This is a genomic window from Flavobacterium sp. ALD4, assembly GCF_002836475.1.
Taxonomy (GTDB): domain Bacteria; phylum Bacteroidota; class Bacteroidia; order Flavobacteriales; family Flavobacteriaceae; genus Flavobacterium.
Genome location: NZ_PJBJ01000030.1, coordinates 557,100 through 576,106 on the forward strand (window position 1 = coordinate 557,100; position 19,007 = coordinate 576,106).

Genomic DNA, 19,007 nt, shown 5'->3' on the forward strand with positions numbered 1-19,007 from the left:
AGAGTATTCATTATTACAAGTTTATTTTTGGTTCTTAGATACTGTATTTACATTACATCCATGGCCCTGATTGTCCCAAAGCGCAGGGATAAATCCTTTTTTACTTCCGTTGAAGTTCGCTTGAAAAGCGAGTGTGGACAACAAGTGAAAAAGATTGTAATCTCGTCTTAAGGACGAGACGGGAAATCGCTACAATGCTAAAAAAGTGTAACATAAAAAAACAGCTACCAAAAATTTGATAGCTGTTTCTCTTTATTCTATTTTCTATTTTCTAATTAAGACCCACACATTTCACAATCATCCGGGCCTGCATTTTTAGCCAGTTCGATCATCGCTCTGTACTCTTCAGAACTCATCTCTACTGCCGCTTCAACAGCTACTGGAGCTGCTGCCGGAGCCGGTTTAGACATCACTTCAATTGGTTCTGCTTTTTTATCGTTGTTCAATGTGAATTTTATCGCATCAACTGCCGCTTTAGTTCTCAAGTAATACATTCCGGTTTTCAATCCAGACTGCCACGCATAAAAGTGCATAGAAGTTAGTTTTGAATAATTGGCATTTTGCATAAACAAGTTCAATGATTGAGATTGATCTACAAAATAACCGCGATGACGTGACATATCGATAATGTCTTTCATCGACATTTCCCAAACTGTTTTATACAAGTCTTTCAAGTCTTGAGGAATATCTAAATCTTGAACAGAACCGTTATTTCTCATTAGTTCCTGTTTCATGGTTTCATTCCATAAACCAAGATCTACTAAATCATGCAATAAATGTTTGTTTACCACGATGAACTCACCAGACAATACACGACGGGTGTAAATGTTAGACGTATAAGGTTCGAATGCTTCGTTATTTCCTAAAATTTGAGAAGTCGAAGCAGTAGGCATTGGCGCAACCAATAATGAATTGCGAACTCCGTGCTCCATTACTTCTTTTCTTAATGATGCCCAGTCCCAACGGCCTGATAATTCCTCATCTTTAATATTCCAAAGATTGTGCTGGAATTCTCCCTGAGAGATTGGCGACCCTTTGAATGTTGAATAAGGACCTTCCACTTTTGCCATTTCCATAGAGGCGGTTACAGCAGCAAAATATAATGTTTCAAAGATTTCCTGATTCAATTTTTTAGCCTCATCAGATGTAAAAGGCAAACGCAACATGATAAAAGCATCCGCTAGGCCTTGTACTCCAAGACCAATTGGTCTGTGACGCAGGTTAGAATTCTCTGCTTCTTTTACCGGATAGTAATTTCTATCGATAACTTTATTCAAGTTTCTGGTTACACGTTTCGTTACGTTATAAAGTGCTTCGTGATCAAACTTACCGTTCTCTACAAACATAGGTAATGAGAGTGACGCTAGGTTACAAACAGCTACCTCATCAGGAGAAGTGTACTCCATAATTTCGGTACACAGGTTTGACGAACGTATTGTTCCTAAATTCTTTTGATTTGATTTGCGGTTAGCGGCATCTTTGTACAACATGTACGGTGTTCCAGTCTCAATTTGAGATTCTAGAATTTTCTCCCACAATTCCTGTGCTTTAATTGTTTTTCTTCCTTTGCCCGCTTCTTCATAGCCAATGTACATTTTCTCAAATTCCTCACCATATACATCGTACAACCCAGGACATTCGCTAGGACACATTAAAGTCCATTTCCCGTTTTCCTGAACTCTTTTCATAAACAAATCAGAAGTCCACATCGCAAAGAATAAATCTCGCGCACGCATCTCTTCTTTTCCTGTGTTTTTTTTCAAATCCAAGAAATCAAAAACATCTGCATGCCAAGTTTCGATATAAATAGCAAAACTCCCTTTACGCTTTCCGCCACCCTGATCTACATAACGTGCTGTATCGTTAAATACTCTCAACATAGGAACAATACCATTTGATGTTCCATTTGTACCGCGAATGTAAGAACCTGTTGCACGAACATTGTGAATAGAAAGTCCTACACCACCTGCTGATTGAGAGATTTTTGCCGTTTGTTTCAACGTATCATATATCCCGTCAATACTATCATCTTGCATAGCCAAAAGGAAACAAGAAGACATTTGAGGTTTTGGTGTTCCTGCATTAAATAATGTTGGTGTCGCATGTGTAAAGAATTTCTTAGACATTAAGTCATAGGTCTCTAAAACCGATTCTAAATCATCTAAGTGGATCCCAACAGAAACACGCATTAACATATGTTGTGGTCTCTCCACTATTTTCCCGTTTATCTTAAGCAAATAAGAACGTTCTAATGTTTTGAACCCAAAATAATCGTAGTTAAAATCTCTGTTGTAAATAATATGTGAGTCTAAAAACTCAGCATTTTCCTGAATTACTTTGTATACATCATCAGCAATTAACGGAGCGTATTGTCCATTTCTTGGGTTAACATATTCAAACATTTCGGTCATTGTTTCCGAAAATGATTTTGTTGTATTCGAATGCAGATTTGAAATCGCAATTCTCGCTGCCAATTGTGCATAATCTGGATGCGCAATAGTCATCGAAGCCGCGGTCTCCGCTGCTAAATTATCTAATTCTGACGTAGAAACTCCATCATAAAGTCCTTCTATCACTCGCATTGCCACTTTAACGGCATCCACCAAATCATTCAAACCATAACATAGCTTTTTAATTCTATCTGTGATTTTGTCGAACATTACCGGCTCTTTGTGGCCGTCTCTTTTTACTACGTACATACTTTTGTTTGTTTTTAAAACAGTAAATCCCTTCGCTGTTTCTTGTTATTTGTTATTTATTTTTTGCCACTAGGACGCTGAGGCATAATACGCTTATGCTTCAGTAATTCATCTCTGCTATCCATAAAGGTGCAAAAACTTAAAGTTTCTAATATTATAATTTTTTCGTCACAACTAAGCCTGCACTTTCTTCATGACCTGATTTCTTTGATTCTACCAATTAAAAGTCAGCGTCAAAAGATATTTTCTGAGCCTCACCATCGGTATTCATAACTCCTGACTTTTGATATTCGGCTACTTTCTTTTCAAAGAAATTTGTTTTCCCTTGAAGAGAAATCATATCCATAAAATCAAACGGATTCGTAGTATTGTATTCTCTGTCGCAACCTAGTTCAACTAATAATCGATCAGCAACAAATTCTAAATATTGTGTCATCAAGACAGCGTTCATACCTATCAAACTTACTGGAAGAGATTCTGTAATGAATTCTCTCTCTATGTTCAAGGCATCTACAATAATGCTTCTAATTCTGTCTTTAGGTACCTTATTAATCAAGTGATGGTTATGCAGATGCACTGCAAAATCACAATGTACTCCTTCATCACGAGAAATTAATTCATTAGAAAATGTCAATCCCGGCATCAAGCCACGTTTCTTCAACCAATAAATAGAACAAAATGCTCCTGAAAAGAAAATCCCTTCAACGGCCGCAAAAGCGATTAATCGCTCCGCAAACGAATCAGATTCTATCCACTGTAAAGCCCAGTCCGCTTTTTTCTTAATAGCTGGAAAAACTTCCAATGCATTGAACAATTTGTCCTTTTCAGCTTCGTCTCTTACATAGGTATCAATCAATAATGAATAGGTCTCACTATGAATATTCTCCATCATAATTTGAAAACCATAAAAGAATTTTGCTTCAGCATATTGCACTTCGTTCACAAAATTTTCTGCTAAGTTTTCATTTACAATTCCATCAGAAGCAGCAAAAAAGGCAAGAATGTGTTTCACGAAATACCTTTCATCATCATTCAACTTATTGTTCCAGTCATTCAAATCTTGCGATAAATCGATTTCTTCTGCAGTCCAAAAACTAGCCTCCATCTTCTTATACCATTCCCAGATATCATGATGTTTGATAGGAAAAATTACGAAACGATTTTTATTCTCTTGTAAAATTGGTTCAATTTGTGACATTGTTGTTGTTTGTTTTTTTTGATTTAAACGAATTCTTAAGTATTTCGTGCTTTACAAAGATTGTAAAATATTGCCATAATTAAAAGCCAAACTTATCCACAATCGGCTATAGTTTTTAACAAAGAGGGGAAAACGTAATGTTTTTCACAAAACTATAAATACTTTACAGTCAATAGCTTAAATTTCGCAATAGCAGCTAAAGCACCGTAAAACATAGGAGTTTAAAAACTGAGCACGATAAAAAGTTTGAGTTTTCCTAGAATTATTTTTTCATGCCTTCAGCCACTTTTTCAAGTTCCAGGTACCAATCTTCGCCAAACTTTCTAACCAAAGCTTCTTTGACGAATTTGTATACCGGAACCTCAAGCTCCTGGCCTAAAGAACAGGCTGGATCACAAATATCCCACTTATCGTAATTAACAGCGGCAAATTCAGTGAAATCTTTTACACGAATAGGATATAAATGACAGGATACAGGTTTTTTCCAGTCTATTACCCCTTGATTATAAGCTTGCTCAATACCGCAAAGTGCTGTTTTACCGTCATAAATTACATATGCGCAATCTTGGTCGTCAATCAGTGGCGTTTCAAGATCACTATCTGTACCTGTTATCGAAGTACCTTGAGCCTCGATAACGGCGATCCCCTGCTTACGAAGGAACGGCTTTACCTTTGGGTATATTTCTTCTAAGATTTTTGTTTCCTCCAGACTTAGCGGTGCTCCGGCATCGCCGTTAACACAACAAGCACCCTTACAGGCTGTTAAATTACAAACAAAATCTTTACTTAAAATATCTTCTGAAACGATGGTTTTTCCTAATTGAAACATTATTATGGGGTACTGAGATTATACCGTGCAAAGATAGTCAAACTAAGACAAAGCATATCTGTTAAATGTTGCTTTTTATATGAGGCGAGGAACAAATGCCTCTTCCAATTTATAATCTCATACTATCGATTAAATCCTATTATTAATTCCAAAAAAACTTTACCTGAACACCTAATAAAAGAAAATAATTACATTTAAATAAACTTTCACCTTTATCAAAATCTCGCTATTTAGTTTAAAATTGCAAATAAAAAATACGTTAGAGAACTAGACATAAGGGAAGTAATTACTGTTGCTATGGTGCTATTTGCCGTAATTATAAATATTAGGGCCATTCCCATGCTCTTGCCCTAGGATTCAAACTTACACCCACTGAATCCGAAAAAGATTTTTAAGCATCGGATTTTACTACGATTGCATTCCTCTTTGTGGGTGAAGAACTTTTAAAGCTGATTGGTATTGAGGTCAGCTCCTTTCAAGTCACCTAACCCTTTGTTTTTTTGGCATTAGAAATGATTCTGGTAATTTGCACCTAACGCGATTGAGCAAGTTGACCTACCTCCATAGTCTCTATTCTGTTTCCAATAACTGCTAGGCCAGAACGACGACTATTTAGCGCTCCCTAAACTCGCAGTTCTATACTATAAATAATATAATCGTGATCATTTCGAACATCCTTTTAACTTACATTGTAATAAAATCATCTTCTAAAACCGAAAGGATGTCAGGAAAAGACGGAATGACTGTTGCTAGTAAGGCTTTCGGGGTTATTCTTCTCGCTAGAGCTGTTAAATTATTCAAAACTAATGTTAAAGGTTTGTTTGTCTACTATTTTTTTTTATAAATTTACCCTCTAATGTAGCCTTTAAATATAATCTGATTTTTTTGAGATATGTTTCAATTTAGAATACTCCTCAAATATTTTTTTACGATTCAGGCAAAAAAAACCATATTATGAAAATCTTTACTAACATATTAGTGTTTCTGGCATTGGGGCTTGTTATTTTCAATATTACATTGCTAGATTTCAATCACCCGTTTCAAGGAGACAGTATGGTCGCAACTATTGGAATCGGAGCTTCATTCTGCGCTGTATTAATCCTTTTGATTTTTAGAATGTCTAAAAAAATTGAAGAAAAAATGAATGACAACCTGTAGTTATGTTTGATGTTTTAATTTTTGGTGGTGGCGTTTCCGGAATGTCATGTGCTCTTGTATTAGGATCTGCAAAAGATAAAGATTTTGCAGCCGAAAAAGAAATTGGAGTTTTCACCCATCAAAAATCATCATCACTCCAGGAAGCTGTTTTTAATAACGCATACGGAATTCCTGCAGGAGCATTGGGTTCAGATTTGTTAATGAAAAGCACAGGACACTTATCCCAACTCTACCCTCACATCACTCAAATACCAAATGAAAAAATATTGAGAGTTGAAGGGCAATCTCCAGATTTTACTGTTACGACAAACAAAAGCACGTATAAAACAAAAGCAATCGTAGTCGCTATTGGCGCTGCAAATACTTTTTCAATTGAAGGGCTGATGCAGTTTGTCGAGCCCCATCAAAAATCATTACCGGAAAAACAAAGAATCCAATTACACAACACCGACCATAAAGTTGCTGAAGGCATCTACGTAGCAGGAACTCTTGCAGGTTGGAGAAGTCAACTTGCCATTGCCGCCGGAAGCGGTGCTGCAGTAGCCACAGATATTCTCACTCGTTGGAATAACGGTGTTCAGACACATGTTCACGATAGTATTAGATAAAACCCACTTAATTATTCGAAAATAATGTTAGTTTTACCTTTTTTACAAAACACATTATGCTATCATTTTTATTAGGCCTAACGAGACTGATTCTTTTTATAATATATATTTCTTTCTTCTCTCTTCTTTTCTATTTAGCAAGCTTGTTTTGGAGCAAAGAAGCAACTTCACGAAATGCTCTTTTATTTCGTGATTTTTTAATTAGCCTACTAAACTCTCTGCTTGGCATCCGCCTCCATATTTACGGAGACCCTCCTACTGTACGAGGACTGATTGTTGCTAATCACCGTTCGTATTTTGACCCAATAGTGATGTTGAATCACAGGCAAACCTTTCCCGTAGGAAAAAAGGAAGTTGCATCATGGCCTCTTATAGGATACATCTGCAAAATATCAGGAGTTATTTTTGTTGATAGAAACGATTGTGAAAGCAGACAAAACACCTGCGAAAAGATCAAAGAAGCACTTAGCCAAGGACATTCGGTTATTAATTTTCCGGAAGGAACAACACATATTTTACCCACAACGACCGACTTTAATTACGGCTCATTTGCAATGGCAACAAAAATAAAAGCAGCTGTAATCCCTATTGCCATTGACTATAAAGAGAAAAAAGATGCATTTATTGACAACGATACATTTATTCCACATTTCATAAAATGCTTTGGAAAACGGACCACTGAGATCAAAATGACATATTTCCCTCCTCTATATTCTGATGATGTGGAATTTCTGTTAAAAACATCGAAAGACCTAATTGACAAAGAACTTATTCGTTTCCGGAAAGACTGGAATGACCTAATATAAGGAACGTAGAGGTTACAAGATAAAGGTGTTAGATTGCAATGAAGTATCCAATATTAAACCCCCTATTTATTTAAAATTGCAATAAATTTTTACATTTGACATTGAAAATTCTATTTCAGCACTGCTTTAACCATTGCATCCTCTTTTAAAACAATTTCGTAATAGTTGCTTTCCCCATACAATTGCCGGGCAAATTCAGCCGTGAGATAGCGCTTTACTATGACTTTGTTTTTCGATAAGTCTACATCTAACCTGTTTCTCAAAAGGTATTTTTGAAAAGCGTTAAAATACAAATCAGTTCTCTCCATTTTACTCTTAAACTGCACAAAAGACAACCCTTTGAAAGTCATTCTGTTTTTATCTAATTGCTCAAAAACAAAATTTACCACGATTCCGGATTTCATCAAGTAAACTGTATTTTCATTTCCATGCTCCACTTCGAGAGGAACAAAAATATCCGGAACAATACCGCCGCCGCCGTAAACAATTTTCCCTTTTGGTGTTTTGAATTTTAAACTATCCGCTACTTTAATACTGTCTTTTTCATATAGTTCGCCGTTCTCAAAACGCCTTTCCGACTCATTAAAATATTCTTCATTCCCTTTGAGGTAGGGCTTTTGTATAGAGCGCCCTGTAGGTGTATAATATCTTGCCACCGTCAAACGAACCGCCGAACCATCGTCAAAATCCATTTCCCGTTGTACCAATCCTTTCCCAAAAGAACGACGTCCCACAATGATACCCCTATCGTTATCTTGAATCGCCCCCGCCAGAATTTCACTCGCCGAAGCACTGTTTTCATTTAACAATACAAATACTTTACCCACTTCAAAAGCTCCCTTTTTAGTCGCGTATGTTTTTTGTATCCTGCCTTTTTTATTTTTAGTAAAAACGATTAATTGCTTGTCTTTTAATAATTCATCCGCAATGTCTATTGCCTCTTCCATATATCCGCCTCCATTATCTCGAAGATCGATTACAAGTGCTCTTGCTCCTTCTTTTTTTAATTTGACCAACCCATTTTGAAATTCTTCAAACGTTGTTTCTGCAAAACGATTGATTTTTATATAACCCATAGTATCATTCAAAAGCACTGCCGCATCGACACTTTTCAAAGGAACAACCCCTCGCTTTATCTTAATTTTCATTTTCTTATCAGCAGATTTTCTGTAAATAGTAAGCTCCACCACAGAACCCTGTTCTCCTTTTAACTTAGAAAAAAGGCTATCACTGGGTAATTTACGTCCAAATAATTTTGTTTTATCTGCATATAAAATCCTATCCCCTGCCTGTATTCCCGCTTTAGCCGAAGGACCATTCTCAACGGGTCTTATTATCGCCACAGAATCTTTGTACATATAAAAATTAACCCCAATACCAACAAAATCACCTTTCATGCTCTCAGCAACTTGGGTTTGTTCACTTGGAGAAATATAAACAGAATGTGGATCAAGATGACTTAGAATATTGTCAACCGTAATATTTACAATAGAATCGGTATTTACATTATCTACATATTCATTGTCGATAAAATCAATCAATTTATTGATTTTAGTCTTAGAACTATTTTCAACAAAAAAATGATTCCCATTAAAAGTATTTAACCACCCGCCAATAACAATCCCAAGCGCAAGGGTTGCGCCAATTAGTATTGGCAGGTATTTAACGTTAGTTTTCATCTATTCTTCTAAAATTGAGATATGCTCAACAATCACACCAGCTTTTATTAAAAACTGAATTCCTGAATCATCACGGTAGCCTTTGTGATACACCACTCTTTTTATTCCAGATTGATGTATCAACTTACTGCACTCTTTACATGGTGACAAGGTGATGTAGAGAGTAGATCCTTCACAGGACTGTGTGGATCTTGCCACTTTTAGGATGGCATTTGCTTCCGCATGTAAGACATCCCATCGAGTCAGCCCTTCACTATCCTCACAGCAGTTTTCAAAACCGCTTGGTGTTCCATTATAACCATCTGAGATTATCATTCGGTCACGAACGATGATTGCCCCTACTTGTTTGCGTTTACAATAAGACAAACTCCCCCATTCAGTAGCAATCCTCAGATAAGCCTTATCGTATTTATTTAATTTTTTTGCTTCCATTTTATCTCGACCAAATTTCATTTTCAATTATCATCGGCAATACTACCCCTATTATAAATGCTGACATCACCAAGGTCCAATCCCTTTTAGAGAATCTAAAAACCGTTTGTACAATATACGATATAATCAATACTATAAAAACCACAATAATTTGTGCGGCTTCAATTCCTACCGCAAATTCCGCCAAAGGCAGTAATTTTGATATGGCGCTTCCGCCAAGGATAGCCTTAAAATAATTAGAAAATCCTAATCCATGTATAATACCGAAGAAAAGAGTGACAAAAAAAACCAGATTTATACTTTCTTTTTTATTTGACTTACCGGCGGTAAACAGATTAAAGAAAGCGGTGATCAATATGGTAATTGGGATTAAAAGTTCGACTACATTTACTTTAACGGCAATAATACCGAATACAGAAAGTAATAAAGCCATTGTATGACCTATCGTAAAAAGCGTTATTAAGAGTATGATTTGTTTCCAATCTTTAAAAGAAAACGGGACAACTAAAGCTATGAGAAACAAAACATGATCGTAAGCATGAATATCCAAAACGTGTTTTAATCCTATTTGAAAATAAATTAAAAATTCTGACATAGGTACTATAATTACAGTTGATAAAGGGATTGTAAACTTACGATTTATTTTGAAAATGGTAGAACTGAAGACTCAAATCCTAAATTTATATTTGAATAAGCTACAGCTACAATTATAAAATAAAATTTAAAACCAAAATAAATTAATAATTTAAAAAATGATTTATATTTGCACCATAAAAAAATACACTTAATTATGTCATTTTCAGATTTATTTGATAGCGAATTCAAACAAAGAAACAAAGGTCACTTTTCTTCTATAGTTAGATTAGCATTAGCAGACGGGTTTTTTGCCCCTGAAGAAAAAGAGTTTTTAGATAAATTAGCCATTAGGCTTGAGATTTCTCCTGCAGAATATGTAGAGATTTTAGAAAACCCTTCAAAGTACCCGATCAACCCTCCTTACTTAAATTCAATGAGATTAGAGCGTTTGTACGATTTAGCCAGAATAGTCCGTGTTGATCACCTTTTGGGAGACAACCAAGAAGTTATGTTGAAAAAACTTTGTTTAGGAATCGGTTTCACTCTGCAAAATGTAGACATAGTTGTAGCTGAAGCCCTTTTGTTGGTAGATAACAAGACAGATATTGATGATTTTGTTTCAGAAATGGAAAAACATCTATAAAATAAAAAGAGCCCTGAATTTCAGGGCTCTTTTCTATTATTTTAGTATTTACTTAATTTTGCTTTGTGCATGAACTCTTCTGCTTTTTCAACCATATTGTAACTACCACAGAAAAACGGCACCCGTTCGTGTAATTCAGTTGGTTCAATTTCCATTATTCTTCCAAACCCATCTGATGCTTTTCCACCCGCCTGCTCTACAATAAAAGCCATTGGATTGCATTCATACAACAAACGTAATTTCCCTTTTGGAGCTTTAGTACTTGTTGGGTAAATGTAAATCCCACCCTTAATCATATTTCTATGGATATCAGAAACTAAACTTCCTATATAACGGGAAGTATAAGGCCTATCCTCTTCTTCTGACTGGCAGTACTTTATGTAATCTTTAACCCCCTGAGGAAAGTGTATATAATTTCCTTCATTGATTGAATAAATATGTCCATCTTCAGAAAACTGCATGTTAGGATGTGATAAGTAAAATGTTCCAATTGCAGGATTTAAAGTAAAGCCATTTACACCATACCCTGTTGTATAAACAATCATGGTCGATGTTCCGTAAATTACATATCCGGCAGCAACTTGACTCGTTCCAGGTTGTAAAAAATCATCTATAGTTACGGGAGTTCCTATTGGAGTTATTCTTGTATAGACCGAAAAAATAGTTCCCACAGAAACGTTTACGTCTATATTTGATGAACCATCGAGTGGATCCATTAATACAACATATTTATTATTGTGGCTATTATCACTTCCTTCAACAGTAATAAATTCGTCATTTTCTTCAGAAGCTATTCCGCATACAATTTCACGATTTATTAATGTTTGAATAAAAACTTCATTGGCATAAACATCTAGTTTCTGCTGGTCTTCCCCTTGAATATTTTGTTCACCAGCGGCGCCTACTATATCAACAAGCCCTGCTTTATTAACTTTGTAGTTAACTACCTTGGCTGCTAATCGAATCGAATTGATAATTCGGGATAATTCGCCAGATGAATATTGAAAGGCATTTTGGTTCTCAATAATAAATTCCCCTAAGGTTTTGTTGCGTTCTCTCATTACGAAATCGTTGTAGTTAATTTGAATTCACAAATATCGCTTTTTTTGTGAAAATGAATTGAATAAAATTTACTTAGTTTATCAGTATTGTATATTTGCTGATATAATGCCTAAATTACGGGTCTAGAAAACTTTAATTTAATTTTTTGACCTTTAAAACACGAATTTATGATTATTAGAAAAGGAACCCCCGAAGATATGACCGCTGTTCTCGAATTAATTCAAGAATTAGCCGATTTTGAAAAGGAACCAGATGCCGTCTTGATTAATGTAGATGATTTAATCCGCGACGGATTTGGGCCCACCCCTTTATTTCATGTTTTTGTAGCTGAAGTGGAGTCGGAGATTGTGGGAATTGCTTTGTACTACTATCGTTACTCTACCTGGAAAGGCAAAACTATACATTTAGAAGACCTCGTGGTAAAAGAAAAAATGCGCGGCACAGGAGCTGGCTATGCCTTGTATTCGGAAATCATCAAACAAGGTAAAAAAGATCAGGTACGCAGGGTGGAATGGAATGTCCTAGACTGGAACACTCCGGCAATTGATTTTTATGAAAAATCAGGCGCCAAAGTACTTAGAGATTGGTACGTAGTACAAATGGACGAAGAGGGAGTCAACCAATTCGTAGACAGTAAGCTAAAGAAATAGAATTCCATTTATTCAATGGAATTTAAAATATTGGAATTTTTATTATTATGAGAGTATTCAAATTTGGAGGTGCATCTGTAAAAGATGCTGAGGGAATTAAAAACGTTTATGATGTTTTACAAAAGGTAGGCTATGAGGATGTTTTATTGGTTGTCTCTGCAATGGGGAAAACCACGAACGCTCTTGAAGTAGTTATAAAAGATTATTTCGATAAGTCTTCAGCACTGCAATCTTCAGTTCAAGAAGTGAAAAAATACCACAATCAAATCTTATTGGATTTATTTGAAGATGATAGTAACGCTGTTTTTACTGCTGTAAAAGCGCAGTTTTCTGATCTTGATTATTTTTTGGCACATAACAAATCCCCCAACTATGATTTTGTTTATGACCAAGTGGTCAGCTATGGTGAATTGATATCGACCACTATACTTGCTCATTTCATGAACCATATGGATATAAAAACACAATGGATTGACGTTCGAAACTTCATAAAGACAGATTCTAATTATAGAGATGCCACAGTAGACTGGGATCTTACCCATAAGAATATTTCGAAAAATGTAAAAAGAAAAACATTGAACATTACCCAAGGATTCTTGGGTTCTGATGAAAATAATTTCACAACGACATTAGGCCGTGAAGGGTCTGATTATACCGCTGCAATTTTTGCTTATTGCTTGAATGCTGACAGCGTTACTATCTGGAAGGATGTTCCTGGAGTGATGAATGCCGATCCACGCTATTTTGAGAATGCTAGTTTATTAAATCAGATCTCTTACCGTGAAGCCATTGAATTAGCCTTTTATGGGGCAACAGTTATTCATCCAAAAACATTACAACCTTTACAAAGAAAGGAAATTCCTTTGTATGTAAAGTCCTTTATTAATCCTTTATTAAAAGGAACAAGTGTATCAAGAGGAGTTAACTTAGAGCCATATTTACCTTGCTTCATCGTTAAAAGAAACCAATTGCTTATTTCACTTTCATCTATTGATTTCTCCTTTATTATGGAAGAAAATATCAGTGAGATATTTTCTTTATTCCATGAGTTTAAATTGAAAGTAAATTTAATTCAGAATACCGCTATTAGCTTTTCAGTATGCGTCGAAGATAAATTTTACAACTTCAACGAGTTGAATGCTATTTTATCAAAAAAATTTAAAGTGGACTATAGCCAGAATGTGACTTTATATACTATTAGACATTTTAATGATTCCGCTGCTCAAACAGTAGAAAATGGCAAAAAAGTGATTTTAAAACAGATCAGTACAGAAACAATGCAAATTGTGACTAGCGAAAATTAAAATCTATTCTTTACCCGCTTTAGCATCCTGTTGCCCATAATTCTATAGAATACACTACTTTTGATTTATAGACGTTATTCTCTTTATGGTAAAAAAAGTATTTCTTTTGGCGATGATTATATGTTTTTCTGGGCTATATGCCCAGGAAAACAATTCATTATACGCTACCAAAAAAATTCCCGTTTCCAGTGACACCATACACCTCGAAAAAGTAAGCATCAACACAGCTTTTTTCAAATTGCTTGACGCCAATAACACTGCCATAGACAGCACTCATTATAAAGTTGATTTTCAAAAAGGAACTTTATTTTTAAAAAACAATCTTCTTTTTCAATCCGATTCCATAACGGTTCAGTACCTGAAATACCCTGATTTCTTAACGAAAGAATACCGTATTTATGACCCCAGTCGCGTGGTAAGCAACGATATTAATTCGGATAAATTATATCAAATAAACACGAACGCTCCTGAAAAAAACATCCCTTTTGATGGCCTCAGCACTTCAGGAAGTATTACCCGTGGAGTAACGATAGGTAACAATCAAAACACGGTTCTAAACTCCAATCTGGATTTGCAAATCACGGGTAAGTTATCAGAAAAAGTTAGTTTACGAGCCTCATTACAAGACAGTAATATTCCATTACAAGATGGTGGTTACTCACAGCGGCTAGACCAGTTTGATAATATTTTCATGGAGATTTTAAGCGAAAAATGGAATATACGAGCAGGGGATCTTTTTCTTGAAAATCACGCTAGCCAATTTCTAACCTTTAATAAAAAGGTACAAGGGCTTTCCGCTTATTTTCATTTTGGCACCCCTGAAAATAAAACTTCCGTTTTTGCATCCGCAGCCTTGGTAAGGGGACAATATGCTAAAAGTAATTTCACCGGAGTCGAAGGCAGTCAAGGCCCATATAAGTTAAAGGGTCAAAATGGCGAATTATACGTACTTGTCATATCGGGATCAGAGCGGGTATATGTAAACGGCATCCTTTTAAAAAGAGGGGAGAATAATGACTACACGATTGACTATAACGCAGGAGAAATAACATTTACACCCTTATTTACCATAACATCTGAAATGCGTATTGCGATTGAATACCAGTACTCCGACAGGAGTTATACTCGATTTGTGACTTATGCAGGCGCCACGCATCAAAATGCTAAATGGAGCTTTGGTAGTTATCTCTATTCTGAAAACGATATCAAAAACCAACCCTTGCAGCAAAACCTCACTAAAGAACAAGCGCAAATTCTGGTGAATGCCGGAGACAATCAGGAATTGATGACCGCACCATCTGCGTACCCAGACTCCTTCTCAGATAATAAAGTACTGTATCGGAAAACGTTGATAAATACGGTTGAAATTTTCGAATATTCAAATGACCCTCAAGAAGAGTTGTTCAATGTCCGATTTACTTTAGCGGGTCCTAATAAAGGAAATTACATATTGAAAAACGCAGCCAGCATCAGTAGAATCTACGAATATATTGCCCCAATAAACACCATTCCTCAAAGAGATTATGCCCCCATTATTCAATTAGTGGCTCCTACTAAAATTCAAGTGGCTACTTTTTTAGGTAAATACACTCCCTCCGAAGAAACAGCTGTTGATTTCGAAATAGCAGTGAGCAACAATGACGCTAATCTTTTCTCTACAACTGATGACTCGAACAATCAGGGAGTAAGCGCTAAAATAAATGCTAAACAACGGTTATTTTCAAAACAATGGATCGTCGCTGCCTTCGCCAATTATCAATTTACCCAAAAAGAATTCAGAACCGTCGAACGGCTTTACACCATTGAATTTGACAGGGATTGGAATCTCGGGACGACAGCAGTCGGGGATCAAAGTTTACTGGTATCGGGCTTGAACTTTAACTTAAGTCCCTCTACAAAACCTAATAACAGCGGGATGCTAAAATACCAATTTGAAAAACTAGACTTTTCTGAAAGCTTTTCCGGGAACAGACATAGTATAAACGGGCACTTTAATCTAAAAAAATGGAGCTTTCAAAACCAAGGAAGCTATTTAAAAAGCGACGGCACACTTACTACTTCGAATTTCGTTAGAAACCAATCCCAAATTCGGTATCATTTTGACAAAAACTGGATTGGTACAAGCCAACGTTTTGAGGACAATCAACAAAAAAATAAATCAACTCGCCAATTTTCGGATTTAAGTCAACGCTTTTCAGAATATGGAGTATTCGCAGGTCGAGGAGATAGCACAAAGGTATTTGTCGAATTGGGCTTGTTAAAAAGAACTAATGACAGTATCCAAAATGGCCTGTTACAAAGGGTAAACAATTCTCAAACGTACTATTTTAAATCAAAATTAATTCAAACAGAAAAAAGTGACTTATCCGTTTATGCAAATTATCGGGTATTGGATTTTGTAGATTCCAAGAAAGAGCCTTCACTGAATTCGCGAATAGTATACAATGACCGCTTTTTTGATCAATTGATTCAAGGAACAAGTGCTTATGAAACCAATTCAGGAACATTGCCACAGCGGGAGTTCACCTATCTTGAAGTCCCTGCCGGACAAGGTGTTTATACCTGGAATGATTATAATGCCAACAGGATTCAGGAATTACAGGAATTTGAAGTAGCTCCATTTATCGATCAGGCGAAATACATTAGGGTTTACCTGCCCAATCGCGTGTATATAAAAACACATCAAACCAAATTTTCACAATCTATTATTTTAAATCCAAATCAGTGGGAAAATGTATTAGGGCTGAGTTCCAGTTTTAGAAATAGTCTGTTTTACAATAGAGGAAAACAAAAGCACTCCGTCACCTACTCTTATTTAGAAAATAAAACAAAAAATCTACTCTCTATAGGATCGCAGGATTCCAAAAATAGTTCCCATCAAGTACAGTATTCGCATTTGTACAGGAAAAGTTGATTGTTTGGTACCTTTGCTAAAACAATACAAACTGCTACAGCATCGGAAAATTTTCCTGAAAACAATTATATGATTAGGGGCTATCAATTAGCACCAAAAATCAGTTATCTGTTTTCAAAAAACACTAGTTGAGATGTTTTTTATGAGTTACAAAACAAAGAAAACCAGATTGGTAATTTCGAGACTTTGACACAAAACCGTTTCGGCACCTCTTTCTCATATGCGAATGATAAAAAAATCACTATGAATGGTGAGATTTCCTTTTATCAAAATAAATTTAATGGCAATGAATTCTATTCTGTTGGTTTTCAGATGCTAGAAGGTTTACAGACGGGTCAAAATATAACTTGGAGATTGCTCTTGCAAAAAAAAATAACCCAATTTCTGGATATTAATTTCAATTATCAGGGAAGAAAAAGCGAATCAAGCCAAGCCATTCATACTGGAAATATACAATTAAGAGCCTATTTTTAATTCGAATAGAAATTAATAATTTAAAGGTTTGGTAATGCAAAGTGTTTCTTCACAAAACCTTTGTTTGTGTATCTTTCGCTAAAAAAGCAGCCATGTCAATAAAGAAGGAGATTAACAATGCCCCGAAAACTATTTTGATCGCACCTTTGAACTGGGGCCTGGGACATGCAACGCGCTGCATTCCTATAATAAAGGCATTACAAGAATACAATTACATTCCTATAGTTGCTTCTGACGGAATAGCCCTTGCCATGTTGCGCAAAGAATTCCCCTATCTAAAAATGCTCGAATTGCCTTCTTATCAGATAGAGTATGCGAAAAACGGCAAAAATTTTAAATGGAAATTGTTGCAAAATGCTCCAAAAATGATGAAAGCCATTTGGAATGAAAAAAAGTTGGTGGCTTCGTGGATGAAACAATACGATTTCGACGGAATAATATCAGACAACAGATTGGGGGTTTTTAATAAAAAAGTTCCCTGTGTGTATATAACGCACCAGCTCAACGTGATGACCGGACAAACGACTTGGTTAACGAGCAAACTACATCAAAATATCATTAAAAAATATACGAAATGCTGGGTACCTGATGTTGCAGGTCAACCAAACCTCGCAGGAGAATTGAGTCATTCGAACAATCTACCCTTTGTACCTACATACATAGGTCCGTTAAGCCGTATGCATCAAAAAGAAACCCAGCAAAAATACGATTTAATGGTTATTCTCTCCGGTCCTGAACCACAACGCGGCTTATTAGAATCCATCTTAAAAATAGAGTTAAAACGATATCGAGGTACTGTAGTATTCATTAAAGGAATTGTAGAAAAGGAACAAAAAAAGGAACAGCTGAAAAACATTACCTATTTTAACTTTATGACCAGCCGTCAACTGGAACAAACTTTTAATGAAAGTGATATTGTTCTGGCACGTTCAGGCTATACCACAATTATGGATTTAGTAAGACTGGGGAAAAAAGCATTTTTTATTCCCACCCCTGGTCAATATGAGCAATTGTACTTAGCTAAAAAGCTAAAAGAAGACGGTATGGCACCTTATGCAGAGCAGAATAATTTTAAAATAGACAACTTACCCGAAATAAAAATGTACACCGGCTTATCCTACTTTAACAACACTCCCAATTGGAAACAATTCTTTAGTGTTTTTGAAATTTAAAACCATCGTTCCATTAAAAAAGCTGGATTTTATATCGTTATTTGATATAAAATTCAGCTTTAAAATATAATTAAATAGTGAATTAAATTAATTCTTATCGGTAAATTTTTCGTGCTTTATAGTCTTCGCATTAATCATAAAGAAAACAGATTCGGCAATATTTGTACTGTGATCTGCGATTCTTTCAAAGTGTTTCAAGGCAATAACTAAGTTGGTTCCAGAAACTACTGTTTTAGAATTATGCTTCATTTCCCCAATGATATTATCGATTGCATCGCTGCTTTTACTTTTAATATCACTGTTTAATTTGAAAATTTCTTCAATGCTGGTTTCATCCATATTTTGGAAACACTCATTTGTCTTTATGGTAATATCTTCGACTTCTCTAACAATATCAGCAATATTAAATTTTGAGATAAGCTCATGTTTCTCTTTGATACTTTTAGTCAGTTTGATGATACTCATCGACAAGTCACCAACCCTTTCTATCTCCCTACTAATTTGCATTGCGGAGATGATAAATCGTAAATCAGAAGCAACAGGTTGTTGCAAAGCAAAAACACTCTGACAGATATCATCGATTTTAACATCGAGTTTATCAATCTTATTTTCTGTTTTCTTTACTTCTTTGCTTTCCAAAACAGGCTCTGAAAGCACTGCCTTAACAGCTTCAGCGACCTGATTTTCAGCAAGGCCTCCTATTTTTATAATTATACCTCTAAGCTTACCAAGTTCTGTTTCTAAGTGTGATGCCATTTTTATCTAAAGATTTTAATATTTAAATCTACAAAATTCTTAATAAA

The 19,007-nt window shown here is 35.5% G+C and carries 15 protein-coding genes and 1 pseudogene; 8 read left to right on the forward strand and 8 right to left on the reverse strand.

What is annotated here, in order from left to right; translation table 11 throughout:
• Window positions 1-275 precede the first annotated feature (275 nt).
• The 3 genes from CXF59_RS11085 to CXF59_RS11095 all read right to left on the reverse strand — a co-directional run bounded on the left by CXF59_RS11085 (window position 276) and on the right by CXF59_RS11095 (window position 4,726).
• Entirely contained in the window at window positions 276-2,699 is a 2,424-nt protein-coding gene (locus tag CXF59_RS11085; RefSeq protein ID WP_101137838.1) for a ribonucleoside-diphosphate reductase subunit alpha, read from the reverse strand.
• A 220-nt stretch (window positions 2,700-2,919) separates the two neighbouring features.
• Window positions 2,920-3,897 carry a ribonucleotide-diphosphate reductase subunit beta gene (locus tag CXF59_RS11090; protein WP_101137839.1) on the reverse strand — a complete coding sequence of 326 codons (978 nt, stop codon included), beginning with the start codon at window positions 3,895-3,897 and terminating at the stop codon, window positions 2,920-2,922.
• Window positions 3,898-4,159: 262 nt separating this feature from the next.
• Window positions 4,160-4,726, reverse strand: a complete 567-nt coding sequence (locus CXF59_RS11095; protein ID WP_101137840.1) for a DUF3109 family protein — start codon at window positions 4,724-4,726, stop codon at window positions 4,160-4,162.
• A 954-nt stretch (window positions 4,727-5,680) separates the two neighbouring features.
• Between CXF59_RS11095 and CXF59_RS11105 the strand changes: the two genes are divergently transcribed.
• From CXF59_RS11105 to CXF59_RS11115, 3 genes are read left to right on the forward strand one after another with little or no spacing between them, the layout of a single operon-like run.
• A complete protein-coding gene (locus CXF59_RS11105; protein WP_101137841.1) occupies window positions 5,681-5,884 on the forward strand; it encodes a hypothetical protein in 204 nt (67 codons plus the stop codon).
• A 2-nt stretch (window positions 5,885-5,886) separates the two neighbouring features.
• Complete coding sequence (locus tag CXF59_RS11110) at window positions 5,887-6,492, forward strand: FAD-dependent oxidoreductase (protein WP_101137842.1); 606 nt, start codon at window positions 5,887-5,889, stop codon at window positions 6,490-6,492.
• Between the two features lie 56 nt (window positions 6,493-6,548).
• Entirely contained in the window at window positions 6,549-7,298 is a 750-nt protein-coding gene (locus CXF59_RS11115; RefSeq protein ID WP_101137843.1) for a 1-acyl-sn-glycerol-3-phosphate acyltransferase, read from the forward strand.
• A gap of 110 nt (window positions 7,299-7,408) precedes the next feature.
• Here CXF59_RS11115 and CXF59_RS11120 read toward each other — a convergent pair whose 3' ends face one another.
• Genes CXF59_RS11120 through CXF59_RS11130 form a run of 3 tightly spaced genes read right to left on the reverse strand, consistent with a single transcriptional unit; the run spans window position 7,409 to window position 10,004 of the window.
• A complete protein-coding gene (locus tag CXF59_RS11120) occupies window positions 7,409-8,977 on the reverse strand; it encodes a S41 family peptidase (protein WP_101137844.1) in 1,569 nt (522 codons plus the stop codon).
• Entirely contained in the window at window positions 8,978-9,409 is a 432-nt protein-coding gene (locus CXF59_RS11125) for a dCMP deaminase family protein (RefSeq protein WP_101138531.1), read from the reverse strand.
• A 1-nt stretch (window position 9,410) separates the two neighbouring features.
• Window positions 9,411-10,004: a HupE/UreJ family protein gene (locus CXF59_RS11130; protein WP_101137845.1), complete on the reverse strand. Its 594-nt coding sequence runs from the start codon at window positions 10,002-10,004 to the stop codon at window positions 9,411-9,413.
• A gap of 195 nt (window positions 10,005-10,199) precedes the next feature.
• Here CXF59_RS11130 and CXF59_RS11135 point away from each other — a divergent pair, with 195 nt between their 5' ends.
• Window positions 10,200-10,628: a fructose 1,6-bisphosphatase gene (locus CXF59_RS11135; protein ID WP_101137846.1), complete on the forward strand. Its 429-nt coding sequence runs from the start codon at window positions 10,200-10,202 to the stop codon at window positions 10,626-10,628.
• Window positions 10,629-10,669: 41 nt separating this feature from the next.
• On the opposite strand, the gene fbp is transcribed toward CXF59_RS11135, so the two are convergent.
• Entirely contained in the window at window positions 10,670-11,689 is a 1,020-nt protein-coding gene (gene fbp / locus CXF59_RS11140; protein WP_101137847.1) for a class 1 fructose-bisphosphatase, read from the reverse strand.
• Between the two features lie 168 nt (window positions 11,690-11,857).
• Between fbp and CXF59_RS11145 the strand changes: the two genes are divergently transcribed.
• From CXF59_RS11145 to CXF59_RS11160, 4 genes and pseudogenes are all read left to right on the forward strand, one after another.
• The gene (locus CXF59_RS11145) at window positions 11,858-12,340 is read left to right on the forward strand and encodes a GNAT family N-acetyltransferase (protein WP_101137848.1); all 483 of its coding nucleotides are present in this window, start codon (window positions 11,858-11,860) and stop codon (window positions 12,338-12,340) included.
• Between the two features lie 47 nt (window positions 12,341-12,387).
• On the forward strand, window positions 12,388-13,644 hold the full coding sequence (locus CXF59_RS11150; RefSeq protein WP_101137849.1) for an aspartate kinase: 1,257 nt from the start codon (window positions 12,388-12,390) through the stop codon (window positions 13,642-13,644).
• An 85-nt stretch (window positions 13,645-13,729) separates the two neighbouring features.
• Window positions 13,730-17,032 (forward strand): annotated as a pseudogene (locus tag CXF59_RS11155) (hypothetical protein).
• Window positions 17,033-17,124: 92 nt separating this feature from the next.
• A complete protein-coding gene (locus tag CXF59_RS11160) occupies window positions 17,125-18,204 on the forward strand; it encodes a glycosyltransferase (protein WP_101137850.1) in 1,080 nt (359 codons plus the stop codon).
• Between the two features lie 87 nt (window positions 18,205-18,291).
• On the opposite strand, the gene phoU is transcribed toward CXF59_RS11160, so the two are convergent.
• Window positions 18,292-18,960 (reverse strand): phosphate signaling complex protein PhoU, encoded by a 669-nt coding sequence (phoU, locus tag CXF59_RS11165; RefSeq protein WP_101137851.1) that lies wholly within the window; start codon window positions 18,958-18,960, stop codon window positions 18,292-18,294.
• Window positions 18,961-19,007: the final 47 nt, after the last annotated feature.

Bases quoted from the DNA above. Each gene is read 5' to 3' on its own strand.
- CXF59_RS11125 (WP_101138531.1), bottom strand. From the start codon at position 9,409: ATGGAAGCAAAAAAATTAAATAAATACGATAAGGCTTATCTGAGGATT.
- CXF59_RS11105 (WP_101137841.1), top strand. From the start codon at position 5,681: ATGAAAATCTTTACTAACATATTAGTGTTTCTGGCATTGGGGCTTGTT.
- CXF59_RS11160 (WP_101137850.1), top strand. From the start codon at position 17,125: ATGTCAATAAAGAAGGAGATTAACAATGCCCCGAAAACTATTTTGATC.
- CXF59_RS11150 (WP_101137849.1), top strand. From the start codon at position 12,388: ATGAGAGTATTCAAATTTGGAGGTGCATCTGTAAAAGATGCTGAGGGA.
- CXF59_RS11135 (WP_101137846.1), top strand. From the start codon at position 10,200: ATGTCATTTTCAGATTTATTTGATAGCGAATTCAAACAAAGAAACAAA.
- CXF59_RS11095 (WP_101137840.1), bottom strand. From the start codon at position 4,726: ATGTTTCAATTAGGAAAAACCATCGTTTCAGAAGATATTTTAAGTAAA.
- CXF59_RS11110 (WP_101137842.1), top strand. From the start codon at position 5,887: ATGTTTGATGTTTTAATTTTTGGTGGTGGCGTTTCCGGAATGTCATGT.
- CXF59_RS11130 (WP_101137845.1), bottom strand. From the start codon at position 10,004: ATGTCAGAATTTTTAATTTATTTTCAAATAGGATTAAAACACGTTTTG.
- CXF59_RS11145 (WP_101137848.1), top strand. From the start codon at position 11,858: ATGATTATTAGAAAAGGAACCCCCGAAGATATGACCGCTGTTCTCGAA.
- CXF59_RS11120 (WP_101137844.1), bottom strand. From the start codon at position 8,977: ATGAAAACTAACGTTAAATACCTGCCAATACTAATTGGCGCAACCCTT.
- CXF59_RS11085 (WP_101137838.1), bottom strand. From the start codon at position 2,699: ATGTACGTAGTAAAAAGAGACGGCCACAAAGAGCCGGTAATGTTCGAC.
- CXF59_RS11090 (WP_101137839.1), bottom strand. From the start codon at position 3,897: ATGTCACAAATTGAACCAATTTTACAAGAGAATAAAAATCGTTTCGTA.
- fbp (WP_101137847.1), bottom strand. From the start codon at position 11,689: ATGAGAGAACGCAACAAAACCTTAGGGGAATTTATTATTGAGAACCAA.
- CXF59_RS11115 (WP_101137843.1), top strand. From the start codon at position 6,549: ATGCTATCATTTTTATTAGGCCTAACGAGACTGATTCTTTTTATAATA.
- phoU (WP_101137851.1), bottom strand. From the start codon at position 18,960: ATGGCATCACACTTAGAAACAGAACTTGGTAAGCTTAGAGGTATAATT.